The 25,529-nt window shown below is 30.5% G+C and carries 22 protein-coding genes; 16 read left to right on the top strand and 6 right to left on the bottom strand.

The features are described from left to right. Positions 1–38: 38 nt before the first annotated feature. Positions 39–1,427, bottom strand: a complete 1,389-nt coding sequence (gene glmM / locus H0I23_RS05585) for a phosphoglucosamine mutase (protein ID WP_216785471.1) — start codon at positions 1,425–1,427, stop codon at positions 39–41. Positions 1,428–1,523: 96 nt separating this feature from the next. Between glmM and H0I23_RS05580 the strand changes: the two genes are divergently transcribed. The 5 genes from H0I23_RS05580 to H0I23_RS05560 all read left to right on the top strand — a co-directional run bounded on the left by H0I23_RS05580 (position 1,524) and on the right by H0I23_RS05560 (position 5,058). Continuing rightward, the gene (locus tag H0I23_RS05580) at positions 1,524–2,108 is read left to right on the top strand and encodes an ACP phosphodiesterase (RefSeq protein ID WP_216785470.1); all 585 of its coding nucleotides are present in this window, start codon (positions 1,524–1,526) and stop codon (positions 2,106–2,108) included. Positions 2,109–2,128: 20 nt separating this feature from the next. Beyond that, positions 2,129–3,820: a gamma-glutamyltransferase gene (gene ggt / locus H0I23_RS05575; RefSeq protein ID WP_216785469.1), complete on the top strand. Its 1,692-nt coding sequence runs from the start codon at positions 2,129–2,131 to the stop codon at positions 3,818–3,820. A gap of 8 nt (positions 3,821–3,828) precedes the next feature. Beyond that, positions 3,829–4,542 (top strand): hypothetical protein, encoded by a 714-nt coding sequence (locus H0I23_RS05570; protein WP_216785468.1) that lies wholly within the window; start codon positions 3,829–3,831, stop codon positions 4,540–4,542. 3 nt (positions 4,543–4,545) lie between these two features. After that, entirely contained in the window at positions 4,546–4,692 is a 147-nt protein-coding gene (locus tag H0I23_RS05565; RefSeq protein WP_216785467.1) for a hypothetical protein, read from the top strand. Positions 4,693–4,776: 84 nt separating this feature from the next. Then, positions 4,777–5,058, top strand: coding sequence for a pyrimidine/purine nucleoside phosphorylase (locus H0I23_RS05560; RefSeq protein WP_216785466.1), 282 nt, complete (start codon positions 4,777–4,779; stop codon positions 5,056–5,058). 2 nt (positions 5,059–5,060) lie between these two features. Here the strand turns inward: H0I23_RS05560 and H0I23_RS05555 are convergent, their stop codons facing one another. Further along, entirely contained in the window at positions 5,061–5,819 is a 759-nt protein-coding gene (locus H0I23_RS05555) for a LexA family transcriptional regulator (RefSeq protein WP_216785465.1), read from the bottom strand. Positions 5,820–5,958: 139 nt separating this feature from the next. Between H0I23_RS05555 and H0I23_RS05550 the strand changes: the two genes are divergently transcribed. Next, on the top strand, positions 5,959–7,221 hold the full coding sequence (locus tag H0I23_RS05550; RefSeq protein WP_216785464.1) for a putative DNA modification/repair radical SAM protein: 1,263 nt from the start codon (positions 5,959–5,961) through the stop codon (positions 7,219–7,221). Positions 7,222–7,232: 11 nt separating this feature from the next. Then, positions 7,233–8,006: a TIGR03915 family putative DNA repair protein gene (locus tag H0I23_RS05545; RefSeq protein ID WP_216785463.1), complete on the top strand. Its 774-nt coding sequence runs from the start codon at positions 7,233–7,235 to the stop codon at positions 8,004–8,006. Here the strand turns inward: H0I23_RS05545 and H0I23_RS05540 are convergent, their stop codons facing one another. Further along, positions 8,007–8,534: a hypothetical protein gene (locus H0I23_RS05540; RefSeq protein WP_216785462.1), complete on the bottom strand. Its 528-nt coding sequence runs from the start codon at positions 8,532–8,534 to the stop codon at positions 8,007–8,009. A 126-nt stretch (positions 8,535–8,660) separates the two neighbouring features. Here H0I23_RS05540 and uvrA point away from each other — a divergent pair, with 126 nt between their 5' ends. The 5 genes from uvrA to H0I23_RS05515 all read left to right on the top strand — a co-directional run bounded on the left by uvrA (position 8,661) and on the right by H0I23_RS05515 (position 18,164). Next, entirely contained in the window at positions 8,661–11,495 is a 2,835-nt protein-coding gene (gene uvrA / locus H0I23_RS05535; protein WP_216785461.1) for an excinuclease ABC subunit UvrA, read from the top strand. 62 nt (positions 11,496–11,557) lie between these two features. Next, positions 11,558–12,244 carry a TIGR00730 family Rossman fold protein gene (locus H0I23_RS05530; RefSeq protein WP_216785460.1) on the top strand — a complete coding sequence of 229 codons (687 nt, stop codon included), beginning with the start codon at positions 11,558–11,560 and terminating at the stop codon, positions 12,242–12,244. 78 nt (positions 12,245–12,322) lie between these two features. Next, on the top strand, positions 12,323–15,094 hold the full coding sequence (locus H0I23_RS05525; RefSeq protein WP_216785459.1) for a metalloprotease: 2,772 nt from the start codon (positions 12,323–12,325) through the stop codon (positions 15,092–15,094). Between the two features lie 161 nt (positions 15,095–15,255). Continuing rightward, positions 15,256–17,667: a thiamine pyrophosphate-dependent enzyme gene (locus tag H0I23_RS05520; RefSeq protein WP_216785458.1), complete on the top strand. Its 2,412-nt coding sequence runs from the start codon at positions 15,256–15,258 to the stop codon at positions 17,665–17,667. Between the two features lie 119 nt (positions 17,668–17,786). Next, positions 17,787–18,164 carry a DoxX family protein gene (locus H0I23_RS05515; RefSeq protein ID WP_216785457.1) on the top strand — a complete coding sequence of 126 codons (378 nt, stop codon included), beginning with the start codon at positions 17,787–17,789 and terminating at the stop codon, positions 18,162–18,164. Positions 18,165–18,168: 4 nt separating this feature from the next. Here H0I23_RS05515 and holA read toward each other — a convergent pair whose 3' ends face one another. Beyond that, positions 18,169–19,167 carry a DNA polymerase III subunit delta gene (holA, locus tag H0I23_RS05510; protein WP_216785456.1) on the bottom strand — a complete coding sequence of 333 codons (999 nt, stop codon included), beginning with the start codon at positions 19,165–19,167 and terminating at the stop codon, positions 18,169–18,171. A gap of 26 nt (positions 19,168–19,193) precedes the next feature. Here holA and H0I23_RS05505 point away from each other — a divergent pair, with 26 nt between their 5' ends. From H0I23_RS05505 to H0I23_RS05495, 3 genes are all read left to right on the top strand, one after another. Beyond that, positions 19,194–19,640 carry a type I restriction enzyme HsdR N-terminal domain-containing protein gene (locus H0I23_RS05505; RefSeq protein ID WP_216785455.1) on the top strand — a complete coding sequence of 149 codons (447 nt, stop codon included), beginning with the start codon at positions 19,194–19,196 and terminating at the stop codon, positions 19,638–19,640. Between the two features lie 99 nt (positions 19,641–19,739). Then, entirely contained in the window at positions 19,740–20,744 is a 1,005-nt protein-coding gene (locus H0I23_RS05500) for a glycosyltransferase family 2 protein (protein ID WP_216785454.1), read from the top strand. 77 nt (positions 20,745–20,821) lie between these two features. Continuing rightward, a complete protein-coding gene (locus H0I23_RS05495) occupies positions 20,822–21,670 on the top strand; it encodes an OmpA family protein (RefSeq protein ID WP_216785453.1) in 849 nt (282 codons plus the stop codon). Positions 21,671–21,741: 71 nt separating this feature from the next. On the opposite strand, the gene H0I23_RS05490 is transcribed toward H0I23_RS05495, so the two are convergent. Together H0I23_RS05490 and H0I23_RS05485 are read right to left on the bottom strand one after the other, a co-directional pair. Beyond that, complete coding sequence (locus H0I23_RS05490) at positions 21,742–22,362, bottom strand: L-threonylcarbamoyladenylate synthase (protein WP_216785452.1); 621 nt, start codon at positions 22,360–22,362, stop codon at positions 21,742–21,744. A 121-nt stretch (positions 22,363–22,483) separates the two neighbouring features. Next, the gene (locus H0I23_RS05485) at positions 22,484–24,814 is read right to left on the bottom strand and encodes an ATP-dependent helicase (protein ID WP_216785451.1); all 2,331 of its coding nucleotides are present in this window, start codon (positions 24,812–24,814) and stop codon (positions 22,484–22,486) included. 102 nt (positions 24,815–24,916) lie between these two features. On the opposite strand from H0I23_RS05485, the gene H0I23_RS05480 reads away from it, so the two are divergent. Further along, entirely contained in the window at positions 24,917–25,528 is a 612-nt protein-coding gene (locus tag H0I23_RS05480) for a DsrE family protein (RefSeq protein WP_254073659.1), read from the top strand. Position 25,529: the final 1 nt, after the last annotated feature.

Below are 25,529 nucleotides of genomic sequence, written 5' to 3'. Positions count from 1 at the left end.
TTTAAAATCGTTCCGCTTTTTATGATTATCAGTTTGGTTTATAAACCAGCTACTGCTTTTATTTCTTCAATTATTCTATTAGCTAATGTATCTGCTTCATTTTGAGATTTAGCTTCTGTATAAATTCTGATTATAGGTTCTGTATTCGATTTACGTAGATGTACCCAGTTTTCTGCAAAATCAATTTTCACACCATCTATAGTCGAAATTTCTTCACCTTTATATTTATCTGCCATAGCTACTAAAATACCATCTACATCTAAACCTGGAGTTAATTGTATTTTTTTCTTACTCATAAAATAAGAAGGGTAACTTGCTCTTAATTCTGCAACCGTACCCCCTTTTTCAGCCATTAGCATTAAAAATAATGCGGTACCTACTAAAGAGTCTCTACCATAATGGCTTTCTGGGTAAATTATACCACCATTACCTTCGCCTCCAATAATTGCATTGTTTGCTTTCATTTTGGTAACAACATTAACTTCACCAACAGCTGCGGCTTCGTAAGTTCCACCATGTTTTTCGGTAATATCTCTTAACGCTCTTGAAGATGATAAGTTAGATACTGTATTCCCTTTTGTTTTACCTAATACATAATCTGCACAAGCAACTAAAGTATACTCTTCACCAAACATTTCTCCGTCATTACTAATAAAAGCTAAACGATCAACATCGGGGTCTACTACCAAACCAAAATCTGCTTTTTCTTCTAAAACTAAAGCACAAATATCTCCTAAATGTTCTTTTAAAGGTTCTGGATTATGCGGAAAATGACCTGTAGGGTCACAATATAACTCAACAACTTCAACACCTAATTCTTTTAAAAGTTTTGGTATCGCAATACCACCTGTAGAGTTTACACCATCTACAACAACTTTAAATTTAGCTGCTTTTATTACATCTGCATCAATAAGAGGAAGATTTAAAACTTCATCAATATGAATATCTATATATGAATCATTTTTAGTAATTTCTCCTAAATCATCAACTTCTGAAAAATTGAAATCTTCTTTTTCGGCAATTTCAAGAATAATAGCACCTTGAGCTGCATCTAAAAATTCACCTCTTTCATTTAATAATTTTAAAGCATTCCATTGTTTTGGATTATGGCTTGCAGTAAGTATAATACCACCATCTGCTTCTTCTAAAGGAACAGCTATTTCTACAGTAGGTGTTGTAGATAAATCTAAATCAATAACATCAATACCTAAACCTACTAATGTAGATACTACTATATTCTGGATCATTTCACCAGATAAACGAGCATCTCTACCTATTACAACTTTTAATTTATCTTTTTTAGAATATTCTTTTAACCAAATACCATAAGCTGCTGCAAATTTAACAGCATCAATTGGCGTTAAATTATCTCCTGGTTTACCTCCAATGGTACCTCTTATTCCTGATATTGATTTAATTAATGTCATAAATATGTTATAAAGTTTTTTGCAAATATAAACGTATCATATCAAATGCTATTATCCTTATTTGTAAATTCGAGGTTAATACTTTTAAAATTATTTATGAATTTTTTAGCTCATATTTATTTATCTTTTAATGACGATGAAATTACAATTGGTAATTTTATTGCAGATAGTATTCGTGGAAATAAATACAAACATCTACCAGAGCGTATTCAAAAAGGTATTAAGCTACATCGTTTTATAGATACATTTACTGATGCACACCCTACCGTAAGAAAAAGCACTAAAAAATTACATGAAAACTACGGACACTATAGTGGTGTTATAGTAGATATTTTTTATGATCATTTTTTAGCTAAAAATTGGAGTATGTATTCTGATGTTCCTTTAGCTATTTTTGTAGATAAATTTTATGATCTTTTAGAAGATAATTATAAAATTTTGCCTGATAATACAAAACATATGATGCCTTATATGATTGCTGATAATTGGATATTTAACTATTCTAAACTTGAAGGAATTAGTAAGGTATTGGATGGTGTTAATAGAAGAACAAAAAATAAATCTAAAATGAATTTTGCTATTTTAGATTTAGAAGAGCATTATCTTGAGTTTGAGAAAGAGTTTACTTCCTTTTTCAAAGAGCTAACTGTATATTCTAAACAAAAATTTATAACACTTTAAAATTTAATATAATTATAGGTATGAAAAACATAATTTATATAGTATTAATGCTCCTATGCTTTGTTAGCTGCAAAGTAGAAGTAACTAAACCTATTACTACAGGCTTAGTCACAGATAAAGCTATGGTTGTTTCCGCTAGAGAAGAAGCATCAGAAATAGGATCTGAGATTATGAAAAAAGGCGGTAATGCTTTTGATGCTATGGTTGGTACACAATTAGCATTAGCAGTAGCTTACCCTAGAGCAGGTAATATTGGTGGTGGTGGTTTTATGGTTTACAGAGGCTCAAATGGAACTGTTGGTTCATTAGATTTTAGAGAAAAAGCACCTAAATCAGCACATCGCGATATGTATTTAGACTCTCTGGGTAATGTAATTCCAAATATGAGCACATTGGGTGTAACAGCTACAGGTGTACCTGGTTCTGTTGCTGGAATATTAGAAGTTCATAAAAAATTTGGAAAGCTACCTTTGTCAACTATTTTTGAGCCTGTAATTGCATTGGCTGAAAACGGAGTACTTGTTACTGGTAAACAAGCAGAAATGCTTGATAATTATAGAGAAGTTTTTATTGATGTTAATAGCGATAGTACAAAATTTGCGACAATCTATAAAGAAGGTGATTTAATAAAGTACCCTAATCTAGCAAAAACTCTTCGTACAATTGTTGAAAAAGGAAAAGATGGATTTTACAAAGGTGAGATTGCTAAAAAATTAGCAAATTTTATTCAAAAAAATGGTGGGTTTGTTACTGAAGATGATTTAGCTAGTTATGAAGTAAAGTGGCGTAAACCTGTGGTTTTTGATTATAAAAGCTTAAAAATAATTTCGATGAGTCCTCCAAGTAGTGGAGGTGTAACTATGAATCAGATTTTTAAAATGATAGAACCTTATGATATTGCTGCTTTTGGTCATAATTCTGAAAAAACTATTCAATTATTTACTGAAGCTTCTCGGCGTGCCTATGCAGATAGAAACTATTATTTAGGAGATCCTGATTTTGTTGAAATTCCGTTAAATAATTTATTAAAAGATAGCTATATGAAAGAACGTATGGCTGATTTTTCATTTGATAAAGCAACAAAATCTGAAAATGTATCACATGGCAATGTAGAAATTGTAGAAAGCATGGAAACTACCCACTACTCTATTGTTGATTCAGAAGGAAATGCAGTTTCAGTAACAACAACATTAAATGGTAACTTTGGTTCAAAAGTATATTGTGATGAGTTAGGTTTCTTTTTAAATAATGAAATGGATGACTTTAGCTCAAAAGCAGGTGTCCCGAATATGTTTGGACTTATAGGTGCCGAAGCAAACAATATTCAACCAGAAAAAAGAATGCTAAGTAGCATGACGCCTACAATTGTAGAAAAAAACGGGAAATTATGGATGGTTGTTGGTACACCAGGTGGGTCTACCATTATTACTGCTGTAGCACAAACAATATTAAACACATACGAATTTGATATGAGCATGCAAGAAGCTGTAAATGCTCCAAGATTCCACCACCAATGGTTACCTGATGTAGTTGTTTTTGAGCCAAATGGTTTTTCGAATGAACTAAAAAATGAACTAAAAAATAAAGGTTATATTATTAATGAAGAAAATAACCCGATTATAGGAAAAGTTGATGCTATTCAGGTTTTACCTAATGGAAAATTAGAAGCTGGTGCTGATAAAAGAGGAGATGATACAGCTGTAGGATATTAATAAAGAATATGAAGAATTTTTTTAAAAAAATATTTAAAATTATAAGTGTAATTATAAGCTTATTATTAATCATAGCATTGATTTGTTATTTTGTATTTAACAAGCCTTTACCTAAAGGAAATAATACTAAACAAGCTGATGTTTTAGCTAAAAAAATGTTGACTGCAATTAACTATGAAGCATATACTACAACTAGATTTTTAGAATGGTCTTTTGCTAATGGTTCTCATTCTTATAAATGGGATAAGAAAACAGATATTGTAATTGTAAAATGGGATGATTATACAGTAGATCTTAATTTAAATGATATCTATTTAAGTATTGTCTCTAAAGAAAATACTAAAATTACAGCTAAAGAGTCAAGAGAAGCATTTGTCACTGCTTGGAATTATTTTAATAATGATTCATTTTGGCTTTTAGCTCCTTTCAAAGTTTTAGATAACGGAACAACTCGTAAAATTGTTAAGTTAAAAGATGGCTCAGAAGGTTTATTAGTTACATATGGTTCTGGAGGAACAACACCTGGAGATTCATACTTATGGAAAATACAGCCCAATGGTTTCCCTATCAGTTATCAAATGTGGGTAGATATAATACCTATTGGAGGTATTGAAGCTTCTTGGGATGAATGGAAAGTTATGGATAATGGTATTTTTCTACCATCTAAACATGTTATTGGTCCTGTAACGTTAGATATGGGAGATATTAAAGCTTATAATTAAAAAATGAGTAAAAAAGGAAAAGAAAAAAACACTAAAAATAAGGCTAAGCATACAAAGTTAATGGGTAGAAAAATCAATAAGCTTAGGGACGAAAAAGAAATGAGAAAGCAACGTTTAAAAGAGATTATAAAAAAGGCTAAAGAAAAATAAAACAATATTTTATTGGTTTGTTAACACTAAGTTTATTTAAGAAATAGGAATTAAATTTACCTTGTAAACACAAAAAAGTTAGATATGTTTAAAACAAATACCTATTTTGATAATAAAGTTGTTTCTATAGCCTTTGAGAATGAAGAAGGTACTGCAACGGTAGGAGTTATGGCTCCTGGAGCATACACATTTAACACTACTTCAGTTGAATATATGACTGTAGTCTCAGGAGAAATGAAAGTAAAACAGAAAAGAGAAACTATTTGGAAAACATATGAAGTTTTCGAAACATTTAAAGTAGAAGCAAATACTTCTTTTGATGTAAAAGTTACCAAAGACACATCTTATAAGTGTATTTATAAATAAACTTAATTTGGTTTTTTAAGTTGGCTTTTAAGTTCTTCCATAGATTCTTGAAGTTGTCTTAAAAGACCAGTTTCAGTTGTTGCATCTATTCCAAAAGTAATTTTACTATTTACCTGCCATATTTCTTGAATTTGAAAAGGCTTTATCTCGTATGGAGGGTATGTTTCATTTAAAGAAACAAGAGTTACATTATTCGAATTTGGTTTTTTAATTACTTTTTTAACCAATACAGCATCTTGTAGAACAACTACATAAATTTTATTAGGATTCACATCATCTATATGCTCAATAGCTTTTGCGAGTACCCACTCCCCTTGCTTTAAATTAGGCAACATACTATCTCCTTCTACTTGAAAACCTCTGTAGGTAGCATTTCTAAATTCAGGTATCGGTAAATCAAAAGCAGGTAATTGTTGGTACCAGCTAGTATCTGCAATATTTTGAGGGTAACCCGCAGCAGCTTTCGCATTTACTAAAACCATATTATCTCTATCGGCAGAATCTACAGTCACTACTTTTGGTATCACACTTGTATTTGAAGATTCTAAATATTTATTATCACTATCACCAAACAACCATAAAGGGTTTATTTTAAATTGCTTAAACAATTCAACAACAATTTTACCTGATAATTTAGTTCTTCCTCTCTCAATGTCTGCTGTAGTTGTAGAAACCCCTAAAAGTGCAGCAAATTCAGCCTGTGTAAAACCTAACTCTCTTCGTATTTCAATAAATCGTTTTAGGGTAAGTTCGTTCTCCATGGTAGTGTGTCCTCAATAAAATCAATAATAGATTTTAATTATTATCAAATATACACTTTTTGGATATAATCCAAAATATTTATTGGAATATTTCCAATATTAGGAATATTTCCATAATTTTGGATAAATTACACAATCAATGTCTTTTGATAGAATAAGAGAAAAATTAAATATTTTAGCAGACGCTGCTAAATACGATGTTTCCTGCTCTAGTAGTGGTAGCAATCGTAAAAATAAGAATAATGGGCTTGGCGATAGTACTGGTATGGGTATTTGTCATAGTTATTCAGAAGATGGTCGTTGTATATCATTATTAAAAATCCTATTGACAAATCATTGCATTTTTGACTGTGCATATTGTGTTACTAGAAAAAGTAATGATATTAAACGTGCAGCATTTAAAATTCAAGAGGTAGTTGATTTGACAATCAACTTTTATCGCAGAAACTATATCGAAGGTCTTTTCTTGAGTTCTGGAATATTTAAAAATGCAGATTATACCATGGAGCGTTTAGTTTCGGTCGCTAAGAAACTTCGTTTAGAAGAAAATTTTAATGGCTATATTCATTTAAAATCCATACCTGGTGCAAGCGATGAACTAATGCGTGAAGCTGGGCTATATGCAGATCGTTTGTCTGTAAATATTGAAATACCTACCATATCTGGTTTAAAACTTTTAGCACCCGATAAAAAACATGAAGATTTTATAAAACCTATGTTGAAGGTGAAAAATGAAATTATTCAATACAAATCAGAAAAGAAAATTATTAAAAGCACTCCTATTTATGCTCCTGCTGGTCAAAGTACACAAATGATTATTGGTGCTACGGGAGAAACTGATAAAGACATTATGTATTCTGCGACTCATTATTATAAAAATTATAATATGAAAAGGGTTTATTATTCTGGTTATGTGCCTGTTGCCGATGATAAAAGATTACCTGCTATTGGATCTCAAGTACCAATGTTACGAGAAAACAGGTTATATCAAACAGATTGGTTGTTGCGATTTTATGGTTTCAATGTCAAAGAAATATTAAATGATGAGCATCCGAATTTAGATATCGATGTAGATCCGAAATTGGGTTGGGCATTGCGAAACTTAAATAGTTTTCCCATTGATGTTAATACGGCAGATTCAAAAATGTTAGCAAGAATACCTGGTTTAGGAATGTATTCGGTTCATAAAATTATAAATGCTAGAAAGTATCGAAGACTAAATTGGGATCATTTAAAAAAAATAGGAGTAGCTCTTAATCGTGCTAAATATTTTTTAATATGTGACTCTAATGAATATTCGCAAAAGGATTTACAAGCAGAACAAATAAAAGGATTAATACTCCAAAATTCACAAGGGAAATTCAGATCAAGTTATAGTGCGCAATTAAGTTTATTTAATTAATAAATATAAACATGAAAGAGGCTAAAATTTTAATTTATGACGGTAGTTTTAATGGGTTTTTAACGGCTGTTTTTGAGGTCTTTGAACAAAAAATGGAAATTGCAGATATTCAAAATGAAGTAAATTCTCAAGGGGGTTTGTTTTCTGACATCGAATCAATTTATACTCAATTAGATAAAGCAAAAAGAGTATGGAATGGCATTCAGAATAAAAGTAATTCATCAATTAAAAAGATATATTTTGCTTTTTTAAGTGAAACAAAAGGTATTGAATTACTTCTCTACCGATACATTCAAAAATTGTTTTCAAAAAATGAAATTATACATCTAAATTATTCAGATGATATTGTTTTGCGTATTAGTCAATTAGCAAAATCTGTTGGTAGAGAAAAACATAGAATGGAAGCTTTTGTACGTTTTCAGTTAACTAAAGATGAAATATATTTTTCAAATATTGAACCTGATTTTGATATATTACCTTTAATTTCTAAGCATTTTAAAAATAGATATGCTGATCAACAATGGTTAATTTATGATGTAAAACGCAAGTATGGCATTTATTACAACTTACAAAGTGTTGAAGTTGTTTCATTAAATTTAGAGAACCCACATACCAACAATATTCACAAAAGCAATGCTTTTACAACTTCAGAATACGATTATCAAACCCTTTGGAATGACTATTTTAAGAGTACAAATATTAAATCTCGTATAAATATGAAGTTGCATACACGACATGTACCAAAGCGCTATTGGAAATATTTAAGTGAAAAAAAAGCAATTTAGTTATTTAGATTTACCTCCTATGAAATTATCACTCTGGTTTTTAAATAACACATTAAAAGTGGTTAAACTACCATAAATACGAGTAAGGTATTGTTGTAAATCTATTTTTTCTTGATCACCTAAGTTTTTACTTGAATTAATTTTTTGTTCCATAACTCGCACACGATCACGAACCATAACTATTTTATGAAAGAAGGTATCAATAGGGATAATTTTATCACTCAATTTAATATCTCCAGGTTGTAAAATTAATTTGCCTTCCTTCCATTTATCAGCTATAGGTGTAATTGAACTAGTATCGCTCCATTTTCTTAAAATTGAAATTAATGATTGCTCTACCTCAGAAAAACTTATAGTATCAACTTCTCCATCAATAGCTTCAATAATTTCAAAATCAGAGTTTATATCAATAGTTTCTAATCCACTTTCAATAAAAGTAACCCAATAATATTTTGAAGTTACATTGGTAACAACACCAATACCATTCTCTGTATTTTTTATTCTAGATCCAATTCCTAATAATTGCATATTTCAGATAAATTAAATAATTGAAATGCTAATTTATGTTAAGCATTTTAAAACACAAAAAACTAAATATACTCAACTACAAAATTCGCTGTCAAAATTGTATTTTTGTAATTGCAGAAAAAGAAAATGATAAATTACGAAGAAAACATTGAGGTTAAAGGTGCTAGAGCCCATAACCTTAAAAATATAGATATAACAATCCCCCGAGAAAAACTGGTAGTTATTACCGGTCTTTCTGGTAGTGGAAAATCCTCCTTAGCTTTTGACACTATTTATGCAGAAGGCCAAAGAAGATATATAGAAACTTTCTCAGCCTATGCACGTCAATTTTTAGGTGGGTTAGAACGTCCTGATGTAGATAAAATCGATGGCTTATCTCCCGTTATTGCTATAGAACAAAAAACCACATCTAAATCACCAAGATCTACAGTAGGTACTATAACTGAAATTTATGATTTTTTACGTCTATTATTTGCTCGTGCAGGAGATGCATATAGTTATAATACAGGCGAAAAAATGGTCAGTTATAATGATGAACAAATACGAGCTTTAATTAAAACGGATTACGATCAGAAAAAAATTAATATTCTGGCTCCTGTAATTAAATCCCGAAAAGGTCATTATAGAGAATTGTTTGAGCAAATTGCTAAACAAGGTTTTGTAAAAGTTAGAGTTGATGGAGAAGTAAAAGATATTGTTAAAGGCATGAAAGTGGACCGTTATAAGGTTCATGATATTGAAATAGTTATTGATCGATTAAAAGTTATTGATACTGAAGATTTTGATAAGCGTTTAGCTGAAACCATAAATACGGCCATGTATAGTGGTGAAAATGTACTAATGGTATTAGAAGAAGGTGAAAAAATCGCTCGTTATTTTAGTCGTGATTTAATGTGTCCAACGACGGGCATTTCTTATCCTAATCCTGAACCTAATACATTCTCTTTTAACTCACCTAAAGGTATGTGCCCACATTGTAGCGGTTTAGGACATGTATACGAGGTAAACGAAAATAAAATATTCCCAAATAAAAAGTTGACCATTAAAACAGGTGGTATTGCTCCTCTTGGAGATTATAAGAACTCTTGGGCATTTAAGCAGATAGAAACTATTGGTCAGCGCTATAACTTTACAATAAACGACCCAATTGAAAAGATATCTGATGAAGCTATTCATGTTTTGTTAAATGGTGCAAACGAAAGTTTTGATTTAGATTCTAAAACATTAGGTGTTAAACGTACGTATAAAATAGATTATGAAGGTATTTCTAACTTCATTAAAAGCCAGTTTGATGCTGCTGAATCAACGTCTATAAAACGTTGGGCAAAAGAATATATGGATAAGATTAGTTGTCCTACGTGTTCTGGTTCTCGTTTACGTAAAGAGTCATTAAACTTTAAAGTTGATGAGAAAAACATAGCAGATTTAGCAAATTTAGATATTTCTGAATTAGCGCTTTTCTTTAAAAATCTTCCTAAAAAAATAGAAGGAAATCAATTAAAAATTGCAGAAGAAATTATAAAAGAAATAAGTACTAGAGTTCAATTTTTATTAGATGTTGGTTTAGATTACTTGTCTTTAAATAGAAGTTCCAAAACCTTATCTGGTGGTGAAGCGCAGCGCATACGGCTAGCTACACAAATTGGTTCACAATTAGTAGGTGTTTTATATATTTTAGACGAGCCTAGTATAGGTCTACATCAAAGAGATAATGAGCGATTGATAAAATCATTAGAATCGTTACGTGACATAGGAAACTCCGTTATTGTTGTAGAACATGATAAAGATATGATTGAAAGAGCCGATCATGTTATTGATATAGGCCCTAAGGCTGGTAAATATGGTGGCGAAATAATTTCAGAAGGGAAACCTGAAGATTTAAAGAACTTCAATACATTAACGGCTGATTATATTACAGGTAAAAAGCAAATTGCTGAACCTAAAGAAAGAAGAAAAGGTAACGGGAAAGAAATTGTTCTTTCGGGTTGTACAGGTAATAATTTAAAAAACGTTACTGTAAAATTACCTTTAGGTAAAATGATTGGTGTTACAGGTGTTTCTGGTAGTGGAAAATCTACCTTGATAAACGAAACTCTTTACCCAATTATGAATGCTCATTATTTTAATGGTGTTAAAAAACCAATGCCTTATAAAAAAATAACGGGCTTAGAGCATATTGATAAGGTAATTGACATTAATCAATCCCCTATTGGTAGAACACCAAGATCAAATCCTGCTACATATACAGGTGTATTTGGAGAAATCAGAGCTTTATTTACAAAAACACCTGAAGCAGCTATAAGAGGCTACAAAGCTGGTCGATTTAGTTTTAATGTGAAAGGTGGGCGTTGTGAAACTTGCCAAGGTGGAGGATTGAGAGTTATAGAAATGAACTTTTTACCAGATGTTTATGTAGAATGTGAAACCTGTAATGGGAAACGTTTTAATAGAGAAACATTAGAGATTAGATATAAAGGTAAATCTATTGCTGATGTTTTAGAAATGACGATTAATGAAGCTGTAGATTTCTTTGAATTGATACCTAAAATTTACAAAAAGGTAAAAACAATACAAGATGTTGGTTTAGGTTATATATCATTAGGCCAGCAATCAACAACCTTATCAGGTGGTGAAGCACAACGTATAAAATTAGCAACTGAGCTTTCAAAAAGAGATACGGGGAATACTTTTTATATATTAGACGAACCAACAACAGGTCTTCATTTTGAAGATATAAGAGTTTTAATGGAAGTTTTAGATAAGTTAGTCGATAAAGGAAATACCATTTTAGTAATCGAGCATAATATGGATGTTATTAAAATGGCAGACTATTTGATAGATATTGGATATGAAGGTGGGAAAGGTGGCGGAAAATTAGTCGCAAAAGGCACCCCTGAAGAGGTTTGTAAAGATGAAAATAGTTACACTGCTAAATTCTTAAGAAAAGAATTAAGTTTGTAATAAGTAGAAAACAAATAAAAAAGTTATATTGACTTCTGGATTATAAAATTTTAAAATAAAGAATGAGAAAAGAACAACATCATAAAGGCTGGAATGAAATAAAAACAAATGACTCTTGGGCATTATTTAAAATAATGGGAGAATTTGTAAATGGATTTGAAAAAATGAGCCTTATTGGTCCGTGTGTATCTATTTTTGGATCTGCAAGAACCAAGTCTGATGCTAAATATTATCAATTAGCTATAGAAATTGCAAAAAGTATCGCAGAAGCTGGTTATGGTGTTATTACTGGTGGTGGACCAGGTATAATGGAAGCTGGTAATAAAGGAGCTCATATAGCAGGTGGTACATCAGTAGGTTTAAATATAGATTTACCTTTTGAACAACATGACAATCCTTATATTGATAGTGATAAGAGTTTAGATTTTGATTACTTTTTTGTTAGAAAAGTAATGTTTGTAAAATATAGCCAAGGGTTTGTTGTTATGCCTGGTGGGTTCGGAACATTAGATGAACTTTTTGAAGCAATGACTTTAATACAAACAAATAAAATTGAAAAATTTCCTATAATTTTGGTAGGTACTGAATTTTGGGAAGGCTTAATGGACTGGGTTAAAGATACCATGTTAAAAGAAGGTAATATTAGCCCGAAAGATTTAGATTTAATTAAAATGGCTGACACTAAAGAAGAGGTTGTTGAAATAATAGATAACTTTTATAAAGGTCATACGCATAGTCCTAACTTTTAATTTTATATGTTTAAAAAGAAATTGTATTTCTTATTAAGGACTCTTATTTGTGCTACGCTATTCTTTTTTAGCTGCCAAATGCGTTCGCAGCATTTTAATAAAATTACCGCATCTTTAAACGGTAAAAGTAAGACGATATCTATTGTTCAAGAATTTAAATTTCATAATACCTCTAATGATACATTAGAGGTATTACATTTTAATGACTGGGCTAATGCTTACAGTAATAAAAAAACTCAACTAGCAAAAAGATTTGAAGAAGATTTTAAAAGAAGTATGCATCTTGCAAAAGATAGCGATAGAGGGTATACTAAAATTTTAAGTGCTGTTGATGACAACTACACTGGTTTACGCTGGGGTAGAGATGTTGATTATGATATACTTACTTTTAAATTAAACAAAAAACTAGCTCCGAATGAGTATGCCAGCCTATATTTAACTTACGAGGTTAAATTACCACCCAATAAATTTACGCTGTTTGGCTACAGCAATAAAAATGAATACTATTTAAAAGATTGGTATTTAACACCTGCTGTCTATGATGGTGATTGGCATTTATATTCAAATAAAAATTTAGAAGATCTATATACAGGCATAACCAATACTGATATTATTTTTGATTATCCTGAAAATTTATTTGTAGCATCAAACTTTGAAATAGAGGAAGAAACAAAATTCCAAAATTCAACACAAGTAAATTTGAGAGGTGATTATAGAAAAAGTTGCGACTTAATCATTACATCAGAACAAAATTATACCAAACATATATCGCATGACATTGCTATAACTACAGATATAAATGTCAATAAATTTGATGAAATATCTAGAGCTATAGCAATAGATAAAGTAGCTAACTATATTTCAAACCATTTAGGAGCCTACCCTCATAGTAATTTTTTAGTAAGTAATTTAGACTATAATAAAGATCCGCTTTACGGTGTCAACCAACTCCCCTCTTTTGTTCGACCTTATGAAAATCAATTTCAATTTGAACTAAAATTTTTAAAAACTGCATTAAATCACTTTTTTAATGAAACTATTTTTTTAGATACCCGAAAAGAAAAATGGGTAATGGATGCATTAGTTAATTATATGATGATTTCTTATGTAGAAGAATATTATCCTGATCAAAAATTATTAGGCAAATTATCTAATATTTGGGGCTTTAAGAATTTTAACCTGGCTAAGATTAAGTTTACTGAGCAGTACCCACTACTCTATATGTACGGAGCAAGAAAAAATCTAGATCAACCATTAACAACATCTAATGATTCTCTTCTGAAATTCAATCAAAAAATAGGTAATAGATATAAGGCTGGTGCTGGGCTATCTTTTTTAGCAAATTATGTTGGCAAAGAAAATGTAGATAAAAGTATTAAAGATTTTTATACGAATTATAGGTTGCGATCTGTATCATCAAACGATTTTGAAGAAATATTGAAAGACAATGTCGATAAAGATATTTCTTGGTTTTTAGATGAATACGTTACCACTAATGAACGTATTGATTTTAAAATAAAAAAAGTCACAAATGTTAACGATTCTCTTTTAGTTACACTAAAAAATAAGAGTGGAACTAATGTACCTATTTCCATGTTTGGTTTAAAAAAGGATTCAATTGTTTCTAGATATTGGTTTACGGGTATAGATTCTACAAAAACATTTACAATTCCGAAAAGTGGAGAAGATAAACTCGTTTTAAATTACGATCATAAAATACCTGAATTTAATGAACGTGATAATTGGAAATCATTAAAAGGTTTTCTTGCTAGTAACAAAAAATTAAAATTTCAGTTCTTTAGAGATACAGAAGACCCTTTTTACAATCAAATATTTTATGTACCTACCTTACGTTTTAACATATACGATGGTATAACCCCTGCTTTACGTATTTACAATAAAACATTTTTAGATAAACCTTTTTTGTTTGACATAGCTCCTGCTTACGCTATGAAAGAAAAAGCATTAGTAGGCTCAGCAAATATTAACTATAGAAAATACCATAATAAAACAGGTTTTTATATTTCTAGTTATTCATTTGGTTATTCGTCATTTCACTTTCAAACTGATTCTCGTTATACATCATTTACACCTTCAATCAGTCTTGGTTGGCGTCCTGATGATTTTAGATCAAATAAAAGAAGTTATTTAAATTTAAGATATGTAAACATTTTTAGATCTGTTGGAGAAGAAATTGAAGACTTAGAAACAACGCCCGATTATAGTATTTTAAATTTAAGATACGGAATGAATAATAACGGTGTTATCAATTATTTATCGTGGTCTTCAGATTTACAAATAGCTCATAATTTCAGTAAAGTAATCGTAAATTTAGAATACAGAAAATTATTTGAAAATAACATGCAGTTAAATACTCGTTTTTACGCGGGTAAATTCATAAAAAATAATACAACTGACACTAACTTTTATAGTTTTGCTTTAGACAGACCTACAGATTATTTATTTGATTATAATTATTTAGGTAGGTCTGAATCGTCAGGTATTTATAGTCAACAATTAGTAGTCGCAGAAGGTGGTTTTAAGTCTAAATTACAAAATCCTTTTGCTAACGATTTTATAGTAACAACAAACGCAAGTGTTAGCGTATGGCGATCTATAGAATTATATGGCGATGTTGGTTTTATAAAAAATAAAAGAGAAAATGCACGTTTTGTTTATGACTCAGGGGTTCGACTTAACCTAGTCCCTGATTATTTTGAACTGTACTTTCCTTTATACTCTAATAATGGTTGGGAAGTTTCTCAGCCTGATTATGGACAAAAAATACGATTTATTGTAACTTTAAGTCCTAAAACACTTACCCGACTATTTACTAGAAAATGGTTCTAAAAGCTTATTGAATTCTCAATTTTATATTAATTAACTGAAAATATAATAATTGAAAACCTCAAAATTTACTAAAACTTAAATTATCATTAATATTTATAGTAATATACAAATTGTAAAATTCATTCTATTTTGGTATTTTTGCAAAATATATAACTATACTTATGAAAGTAGATCTGCAAGCAAATAACGATATTTCTTTTGATGATTTTAAGACGCAAATTCTTAACGATTACGAAATCGCAGTTATAAGTAGAGAATGTAGTTTATTGGGGCGTCGTGAAGTACTGACTGGGAAAGCTAAGTTTGGTATTTTCGGAGACGGTAAAGAGTTACCACAATTAGCTATGGCTCGCTCATTTAAAAATGGAGATTTTAGAAGTGGTTATTATCGTGACCAAACTTTTATGATGGCCATAGGCAAGCTTACTCCTAAACAATTTTTTCATGGTTTATACGCCACAACAGATATAGAAAAAGAACCAATGAGTGCTGGTAGACAAATGGGAGGCCATTTTGTTACTCATAGTTTAAATGAAGATGGTTCTTGGAAAGATTTAACTGCTCAAAAAAATAGTAGTGCAGACATCTCCCCTACTGCTGGCCAAATGCCTAGACTTTTAGGTTTAGCTCAAGCATCAAAAATTTACAGAAATGTTAAAGGAATTGATGCTACCAAATTTTCAAATAACGGAAATGAAGTTGCTTGGGGTACAATAGGTAATGCTAGTACTAGTGAAGGTCACTTTTTTGAAACTATAAATGCTGCTGGTGTTTTACAAGTACCTATGGTTATTAGTGTTTGGGATGATGAATACGGTATATCTGTTCATGCAAAACATCAAACTACAAAAGAAAATATCTCTGAAATTTTAAAAGGATTTCAAAGAACAGAAAACGAAAAAGGTTTTGAAATATTACGTGTAAACGGGTGGGATTATACGGCACTTATACATACGTATGAGAATGCAGCCGATATCGCTAGAGAAGAGCATGTACCTGTTTTAATACATGTAAACGAATTAACACAACCACAAGGTCATTCAACTTCAGGCTCTCATGAGCGTTATAAAAATGAAGAACGTTTACAATGGGAAAAAGATAACGACTGTAATAAGCGTTTTAGAGAATGGATACTAGAAATAGGAGTATCTACTGATGATGAATTAAAAGATTTAGAAAAAGAAATCCGTAAAAAAGTTCGTACGGCTAAAAAAGAAGCCTGGAATGAGCTTTTAGATCCGCATAAAATTGCGAAAAAAGAATTAATTTCTATTTTAGAAAAAGTTTCTTTAGGCAGTCCTAATAAAGTATTTATTACTCGTATTAAAAACGATTTAATTGCCATAGATGAGCCTATAAAAAAAGACATTCTATCTAAAGCGAGAAAAACATTACGTTATTTAATTGGTGAACAAACTGAAGCTAGGAAAGAACTAATAGATTGGATTGCTGTATTTTATAAAAATACACAACATAAATATAGTTCACACCTATATAGTGAACTACCTAATAAAGCTACCAATATTAAAAGTGTTGAACCAACTTATGATGAGGAAATTAGACAAGTTGATGGTCGAGTTATTCTAAAAGAAAACTTTGATAAATTACTTAAAAATCATCCTGAAGCATTAATCTTTGGAGAAGATACAGGAGCTATTGGTGATGTTAACCAAGGCTTAGAAGGTTTACAAGAAAAATACGGAGAGCTTAGAGTCGCTGATACAGGTATTCGTGAAGCTACAATTGTTGGACAAGGTATTGGAATGGCTTTAAGAGGGCTTAGACCAATAGCAGAAATCCAATATTTAGATTATATATTATACGGTTTACAAACCTTAAGTGATGATTTAGCAACACTTTTATATAGAACTGTCGGTAAACAAAAAGCACCACTTATCATAAGAACTAGAGGTCATAGATTAGAAGGTATATGGCATTCAGGTTCACAAATGGGCGGAATGATCAATTTCTTAAAAGGAATGCATATTCTAGTTCCTAGAAACATGGTTAAAGCTGCCGGTTTCTACAATACATTAATGAAAAGTGATGAACCTGCAGTAGTAGTAGAAAGTTTGAACGGTTATAGATTAAAAGAAAAATTACCAAATAACTTAGGTGAAATTTGCACTCCTATTGGAGTTGTAGAAACTGTAAAAACAGGTACTGATATTACAGTACTATCATACGGTTCAACATTAAGAATAGTTTTACAAGTAGCTAAAGAATTGAGAGAAGTTGGCATTGATGTTGAAGTAATTGATGCTCAAAGTTTACTTCCTTTTGATTTAAATCATGATGTGGTTGAAAGTATTAAAAAAACAAACAGACTTTTAGTGATTGATGAAGATGTACCTGGTGGTTGTTCTTCATATTTGGTACAAGAAATTATAGAAGCTCAAGGTGCTTATCAGTATTTAGATAGTCCTCCACAGACCTTAACTGCTAAAAATCACAGGCCAGCATATTCATCAGATGGTGATTATTTTTCAAAACCTAATGCAGAAGATATTTTTGAAAAAATTTATAGTATTATTAGAGAAGCTGACCCTAACAACTACCCTAGCTTACATTAAAATAATACGTATTAATCTGATTTACAAGACCTATTTTATGAGTTATTCAAAAATTTTACAGTTAATTTACTTCAATGCAAAATAATTGTTATTTTTAATGAAAATTACCCCAAAATATTATGCAAAAGAAACTATTTAATGATATAGGCCTACTATTATTGCGTGTTGTAGTATCTGCGATGATGTTAACTCACGGTTTACCTAAATTTCAAAATTTAATAAGTGGAAATTTAGAATTTGCTGATCCTTTTGGTATAGGTGCTGCTCCTTCTCTATTTTTAGCTGTTATAGGCGAATTTTTATGCCCAATTTTAATCATATTTGGCTTTAAAACAAGATGGGCTGCAATACCAGCTGCAATTACAATGGCTGTAGCTGCATTTATAACCCACGGAGCAGATTCGTTTGCAAAAAAAGAAATGGCTATACTTTATTTACTTGTTTTTGTTGTTATTATTTTAGTAGGTCCTAGTACATATAGCATTGATCGTAAATAATAAATTATATGATTTTTACAAGAAGGTCTTTTAAAAGATCTTCTTGTGATAAGTTAGCTCCTACTCCTTTTCCTTTTACATCTAAATCTCTCAAGTGTGCAATTATTCCACTAACCTTTTTCATGGGATAATTTTTAGCTGCTACCTGAAACTCTTTTACAAAATAAGGGTTAATACCTAAAGCACTCGCTACACTTTTAGAGCTATGATCGCTTAAACCATGATACTGTAGTAATTGAGTGAAAAATGAATTCAATAAAGTAATTGTCAACACAAAAGGATTGTCTTTTGGGTTTTGTGCAAAATAATTTAGAATTCTAGTTGCTTTTAACACATTACGTTCCCCTAAAGCCTTTTTTAGCTCAAAATTATTATAATCTTTACTTATACCTATATTTATTTCTATGGCTTCAGGTGTAATTTCTTGAGTTTTAGGAATAACTATTTTAAGTTTTTCTAACTCGTTATTTATTTTACTTAAATCAGTTCCTAAAAATTCCACCAATAATATAGCTGCTTTAGGTGTAATTGTATAACCGCTACCTGCTAAAACTTTACGAATCCAATCTGATACCTGATTCTCATATAATTTTTTACTTTCAAACAGTACTCCTGTTTTTTTTATAGCCTTATATATTTTTTTACGTTTATCTAGCTTGGCATATTTATAACAAATTACTAAAACCGTAGATAATTGAGGATTTTCAGCATAAGCTGCCAAATTCTCTATAGTTCTTGAAAGGTGTTGTGCTTCTTTAACAATAATAACTTGATGTTCGGCCATCATAGGATAACGCTTAGCATTACTTATAATATCATCTACTGTAACATCTTTACCATATAAAACCATTTGGTTAAAGCCTCGTTCTTCTTCTGAAAGAATAGTTTTTTCAATGTATTCAGCAAGCTTATCAATATAATAAGCCTCTTCACCCGTCAAAAAATAAATAGGTTTAATAGCTCCTGCTTTTATATCGTTTACAATCTTTTTTACTTCATCCATTCAGAAAAAATCATCAAATTTGTGTCATGCAAGTGCTAAATTTACCTACTTATGACTTTCGTTTCAAAAATAACGAAAATAAAATCTATATTTTTGATGTAGTACGCAAAAAATTTGTGGTATTACAACCTGAAGAATGGGTACGCCAACATGTTGTTCATTATTTAATTAACGATAAAAAATACCCTCTAAGTCTTATTAACGTTGAAAAGCAATTGACTATCAACTCTTTAAAAAAAAGATATGATATCGTCATCTTTAAACCTAATGGTGATATTTTTTTATTAGTTGAGTGTAAAGCTCCTGAAATACCTATAACGCAAATAACATTTGATCAAATTGCAAAATATAATATGCAATTACAATCCGAATTTTTAATGGTTACAAATGGAATGACTCATATATATTGTAAAATGGACTTTGAAGAAGAAAAATATTCTTTTTTAGAGAATATTCCTGATTTTAGCCGTTAATTTGTGAACTTCAAAAAATGATGAACACATTTTATCTATTAATATCTAATAGATACTATAAATGAAAAAGTTTGCCAATATGTATTTGGCTTTGATTACATGTTAAAAATTGCAGTAGTTATACTTAATTGGAATGGAGAGAAATTATTAGAACAATTTTTACCCTCTGTTCAAGCACATTCTAAAGGAGCTGAAATATATGTTGCAGATAATGCATCTACAGATAATTCAATTTCCTTCATAAAAAACAACTACCCTTCTATTCAGATAGTACAAAACACCACTAATGGTGGTTTTGCAAAAGGATATAACGACGCTTTAGTACATATTGATGCTGATATTTACTGTCTACTTAATTCAGATGTAGAGGTAACTGAAAACTGGTTAACACCTATTAGAAATATTTTTAAAAAAGATTATGAAGTAGCTATAGTTCAGCCTAAAATTTTAGATTACAAACAAAAAGACTATTTTGAGTATGCTGGTGCTGCTGGTGGTTTTATTGATCAATTAGGCTATCCTTTTTGTCGCGGAAGAATATTTCAAGCTTTAGAAAAAGATAAAGGTCAATATAACGATGTAAAAGAAATTTTTTGGGCAACAGGTGCTTGTATGTTTATCAAAAAAACGGTATTCAACGAACTAAAAGGTTTTGATGAAGATTACTTTGCCCACCAAGAAGAGGTAGATTTGTGTTGGAGAGCCAAAAATCATGGACATAAAGTTATGTATGTAGGTAGTTCTAAAATTTATCATTTGGGTGGCTCTACGCTTAGCAACATGAATCCTAAAAAAACATATTTAAATTTCAGAAACTCTTTATATTCTATCGCAAAAAATTTACCTCGTAAAAAAGCTTTCCCAATAATTTTTATTAGATTATTATTAGATGGTGTTGCAGGGATTAGATTTATTTTTCAAGGTAAATTAAACCATTGTCTGGCAATTTTAAAAGCACATTTGAGCTTTTATAAAAATTTCAATAAGATTTTTAAAAAGCGTGAAAAAGCTAAATACATGCCAAATTACTATGCAGCGAAGTCCATCGTATGGTCACATTTCGTATATCATATTAGAAAATTTAACATTTTAGTAAAAGATTAACTAATAAGTACTGTTAACTTATTGGTTTTTGTATAATTTTACTTTGAATTAACAAATTAATTTTAGTTTTAAAAATTATGAAGAAAATCATTTTAGGCTGTTTAGGGGTTACATTACTTTTATCCTCTTGTGTGTCACAAAAGAAATATGCAGAGCTGGAGGCGAAGAATAAAGAAACTCAAGATTTATTAAATTCTGCATCAGTTAAGCTTAATACATGTTTAGAAGAAAAGGCATCTGCTTCTTCTCGTTTAAAAACATTAGAAGATCAAAATGCATTCTTGAAAAGCAATAATCAAGAATTAATTAATAATATGGGTAACCTTACCACTCTTTCGTCTAAGGGAGCTCAAAATTTAGAGAAATCTTTAGAAAGTTTACAAGAGAAAGATTTAACTATTAGAAAATTAAACGACGCTATTACTCGTAGAGATTCTGTAAACCTTTCTTTAGTACAAAGTTTAAAAGGTGTTCTTGGAAACTTGGATGATGAAGATATTGAAATTAGTGTAGAAAAAGGTGTTGTTTTTGTTTCTATATCTGATAAATTATTATTTAGCAGCGGTAGTTATAACGTAACTGGTAGAGCTAATGAAATTTTGGGTAAAGTTGCTAAAGTTGTAAATAACAAACCAGATTTCGAATTTATGGTTGAAGGTCACACTGATTCAGTACCTTATAGAAAAGGTGTTTTATTAGACAACTGGGATTTAAGTGCTAAACGAGCAACTGCTATTGTTAGAATTTTACAGAACGATTACAATGTAGATCCTAAGCGTATGACTGCTGCTGCAAGATCTTCTTATGTACCTGTATCTGCTACAGATAAAGCTAAAAACAGAAGAACTCGTATAGTTGTTCTTCCTAAAATAGATCAATTCTATGAAATGATTGAAGACGGAATGAAAGATCCTAAAATCAATTAATCATAATTGATTAAAAATATAAAAGGCGACCAATTGGTCGCCTTTTTTTGTGCTTAAAAAAAATAGATGAATTAAAAAATATCTAAACTTCCTTTACCTTCTCTTATAATTTCTGGTTCTGCTTCAGATAAATCTATAACAGTTGATGCAACATTATCTCCGTAACCACCATCAATAACAATATCTACTAAATTTTGCCACTTTTCATAAATTAATTCAGGGTCTGTAGTGTATTCTAACAATTCATCTTCATCTCTAATTGATGTAGATACAATTGGGTTTCCTAATGCCTCAACTAAAGCTTTTGCTATAGAATTGTCAGGCACTCTTATACCAACAGTTTTTTTCTTTTTAAATATTTTAGGTAAATTATTATTACCTGGTAGTATGAAAGTATAGGGGCCTGGCAAGGCTCTTTTTAGAATTTTAAAAGTGGGAGAATCTATCTGGCGAACGTAATCTGATAAGTTACTTAAATCAGCACATATAAATGACCAGTTTGCCTTTTCTAATTTAACACCTTTAATTCTTGCAATTTTTTCTAATGCCTTTGTATTTGTTATATCGCAACCTAAACCATAAACAGTGTCGGTAGGGTAAATTATTAGACCACCTTTACGAAGAACATCAACAACTCGTTTTATTTCTTTAGGGTTCGGATTCTCTGGATATATTTTTATAAATTCTGACATAACATGATTGTATTAATTAATAAAAAAATATTCTTATTAAATAAATTTACTGTTTTAAAAACGCACTCTTTGCCTTAATTTAACTTAAAAATACTTCGAATACTATTTCTAAATAAAAAAATTACCCTATTACTTCTAGTTTTGCAAAACGGAGAAGCAACTTTTTAACGCCAGCAGTATCAAACTGAATTTCTGCTTTTCTATCATTACCAACGCCTTCTAATTTAACTACTCTACCCCTACCAAATCGAGTATGGTTTATCATACTTCCTTCTGCCAAGGCTGGATCTATAGTATTAGTGTTACCTATAGGTTGAGCTAATTCTGGTTTTAACTTACGTAGTTTGCGTAATTGATTTTCATTTGGCGTAGTTACTGTTGGTGGCACACCACTTTTAGGTTTTACTTGTCGTAACTTACTCTTATCTACATCTCCAAAAATATCAGCATCAACTAAAGGTTTATACCTATAACCAGCTCTATCAATAGGAGTTAAATTCTCTACAAATTTCTCATCAATTTCTTCTATAAAACGACTAGGCTCTGCATCTACCAATTTACCCCAACGGTATCTGTTTTGTGTGTACGTTAAATAGGCTTGTTTTTCAGCCCTTGTTAATGCTACATAAAACAAACGACGTTCTTCCTCTAACTCACTCCGTGTACTCATACTCATACCAGAAGGGAATAAATCTTCTTCCATTCCAACTATATACACATGCGGAAACTCTAATCCCTTTGCTAAGTGTATTGTCATTAAAGCTACACGATCATCATCACCAGTATCATTATCTAAATCTGTAGCAAGGGCTACATCTTCTAAAAACTCACTTATGTTACCGGTTGCATCTTCAATTTCTTTTTGTCCTTCAACAAAATCTTTAATACCGTTTAATAATTCTTCGATATTATCCATTTTTGCAATTCCTTCAGGTGTACCGTCTTTTTTAAATTCTAAAAGAAGTCCTGTTTTTTTCGCTACATGTTCTGACAAAGCAAAAGCATCAGTAGTTTCATTCATGATCTGAAAACTTTTGATCATGTTTGTAAAATCCGCCAGTTTATTTTTAGTTCCGTTATTAATTTTTAGATTAATACGATCTAAATTTTCAATAACTTCAAAAATAGAACGACCATAATGGTTCGCCGCTACACTCAATTTATCAAGTGTACTTTGCCCTATTCCACGTGCAGGAAAATTAATTACACGTTTTAAAGCTTCTTCATCTTTTGGGTTGATTACCAAACGTAAATATGCCAAAACATCTTTTATCTCTTTACGTTGGTAAAAAGATAAACCACCATAAATTCTATAAGGAATATCTCGTTTTCTCAAGGCATCTTCAATTGCTCTTGACTGTGAATTTGTTCGGTATAAAACAGCAAAGCTACCGTTAGACATTTGATGCTGCATTCTATTCTCAAAAATTGAACCTGCGACAAACCTGCCTTCTTCTGCATCGGTAGTACTACGGTGTATTTTTATTGCCGGACCATCATCATTATCGGTCCAAACTACTTTTTCTAATTGATTTGTATTATTAGCTATGATAGAGTTTGCTGCGTTAACAATATTACGAGTAGATCTGTAATTTTGCTCTAAACGATACATTATAACATTATCGTAATCTTTCTGAAAATTTAAAATATTACTAATATTTGCTCCACGGAAAGAATAAATACTTTGCGCATCATCACCAACTACACAAATATTTTGAAACTTATCTGATAATGCCTTAATTATTAAGTATTGAGAGTGGTTTGTATCTTGGTACTCATCAACTAAAACGTATCTAAAACGATCTTGGTATTTTGCTAATACTTCAGGAAAACGATTTAAAAGTTCATTTGTCCGTAACAATAAATCATCAAAATCCATAGCTCCTGCTTTAAAGCAGCGATCTACATATTTTTCATAAATTTCCCCTATTCGGGGTTTTTTTGCCATAGCATCGGCTTCTTGCAAATCATTGTCATTATAATAAGCACGAACTGTTATTAAACTATTTTTGAAAGATGATATTCTATTTTGTACCTGTTTATATTTATAAATATCTTTATCAAGTCCCATTTCTTTGATAATTGAAGCTATCAAACGTTGGGAATCTTGCGTATCATAAATTGTGAAATTACTAGGAAAGCCTAATTTATCTCCATCATATCGCAACAATCTAGCAAAAACAGAATGGAATGTTCCCATCATCAAATTTTTTGCTTCTGTACTACCAACAATACTTGAAATACGCTCTTTCATTTCACGTGCTGCCTTATTGGTAAATGTAAGAGCCAAAATATTGAACGAATCAACACCTTGGTTCATCAAATACGCAATACGGTACGTTAATACCCTTGTTTTCCCAGAACCGGCTCCTGCAATTACAATTAAAGGTCCATCTTTATGTAATACAGGTGCTCGCTGAGCTTCATTCAACTGATTTATGTAGTTTTCCAAGTGCTTTTACTTTGTTTTTTAATGGAGGTGTGAATTTAACTATAATTGATTGCATACTAAAATGATGCGTTTAATAATTATGAACAATAATTACCCATTCAAATGAATTTGAATATATTTGAATGGAATGATGAAAATTCACACCATATTATCAAAATACTTAGTCAGACTTTAATGAAATTAATACAATACCTTCTAATTTTATCTATTTTTATTATACAATTTAGTTGTAAAAAAGAAATAACTAAAGATCCAATCATTAATGGTTTTGGAAAAGTTTTTGAATTAGCTGACCAAGATTTTAATTATGATGTTTCTGCCGATTTTAAAGCTGTTTTTGATGTAGGCTATAGTCCTAAAGAAAATAATAAAAGTAATGCTTCGATAGAAACAGGTGCTCGTTTTTTAAATATGCATGCACAATCCGGCATGTCTAAAAAGCAATTACACGTAGCTTTAGTTATTCATGGCGCTGCAGCTAAAGATATACTCACAGATGCTGCTTATAAAGAAAGATATGGCATTAAAAATCCAAATTTAGAATTGATAAATGCATTAATCGATGCTGATGTACAAATAATTTTATGTGGCCAAACAGCTAGTCATCGAAAAATTAAAAAAACAGAAATGATTAATGGGGTGCAACTTTCACTTTCTGCAATGACGGCTCTTGTTCAATTACAAAACGAAGATTACAGACTAATTAAATTTTAGC

This window comes from Cellulophaga sp. HaHaR_3_176 (assembly GCF_019021925.1).
Taxonomy (GTDB): domain Bacteria; phylum Bacteroidota; class Bacteroidia; order Flavobacteriales; family Flavobacteriaceae; genus Cellulophaga.
The sequence above is the reverse complement of the archived record's forward strand: the minus strand, read 5'-3'. Positions and strand labels throughout refer to the sequence as shown.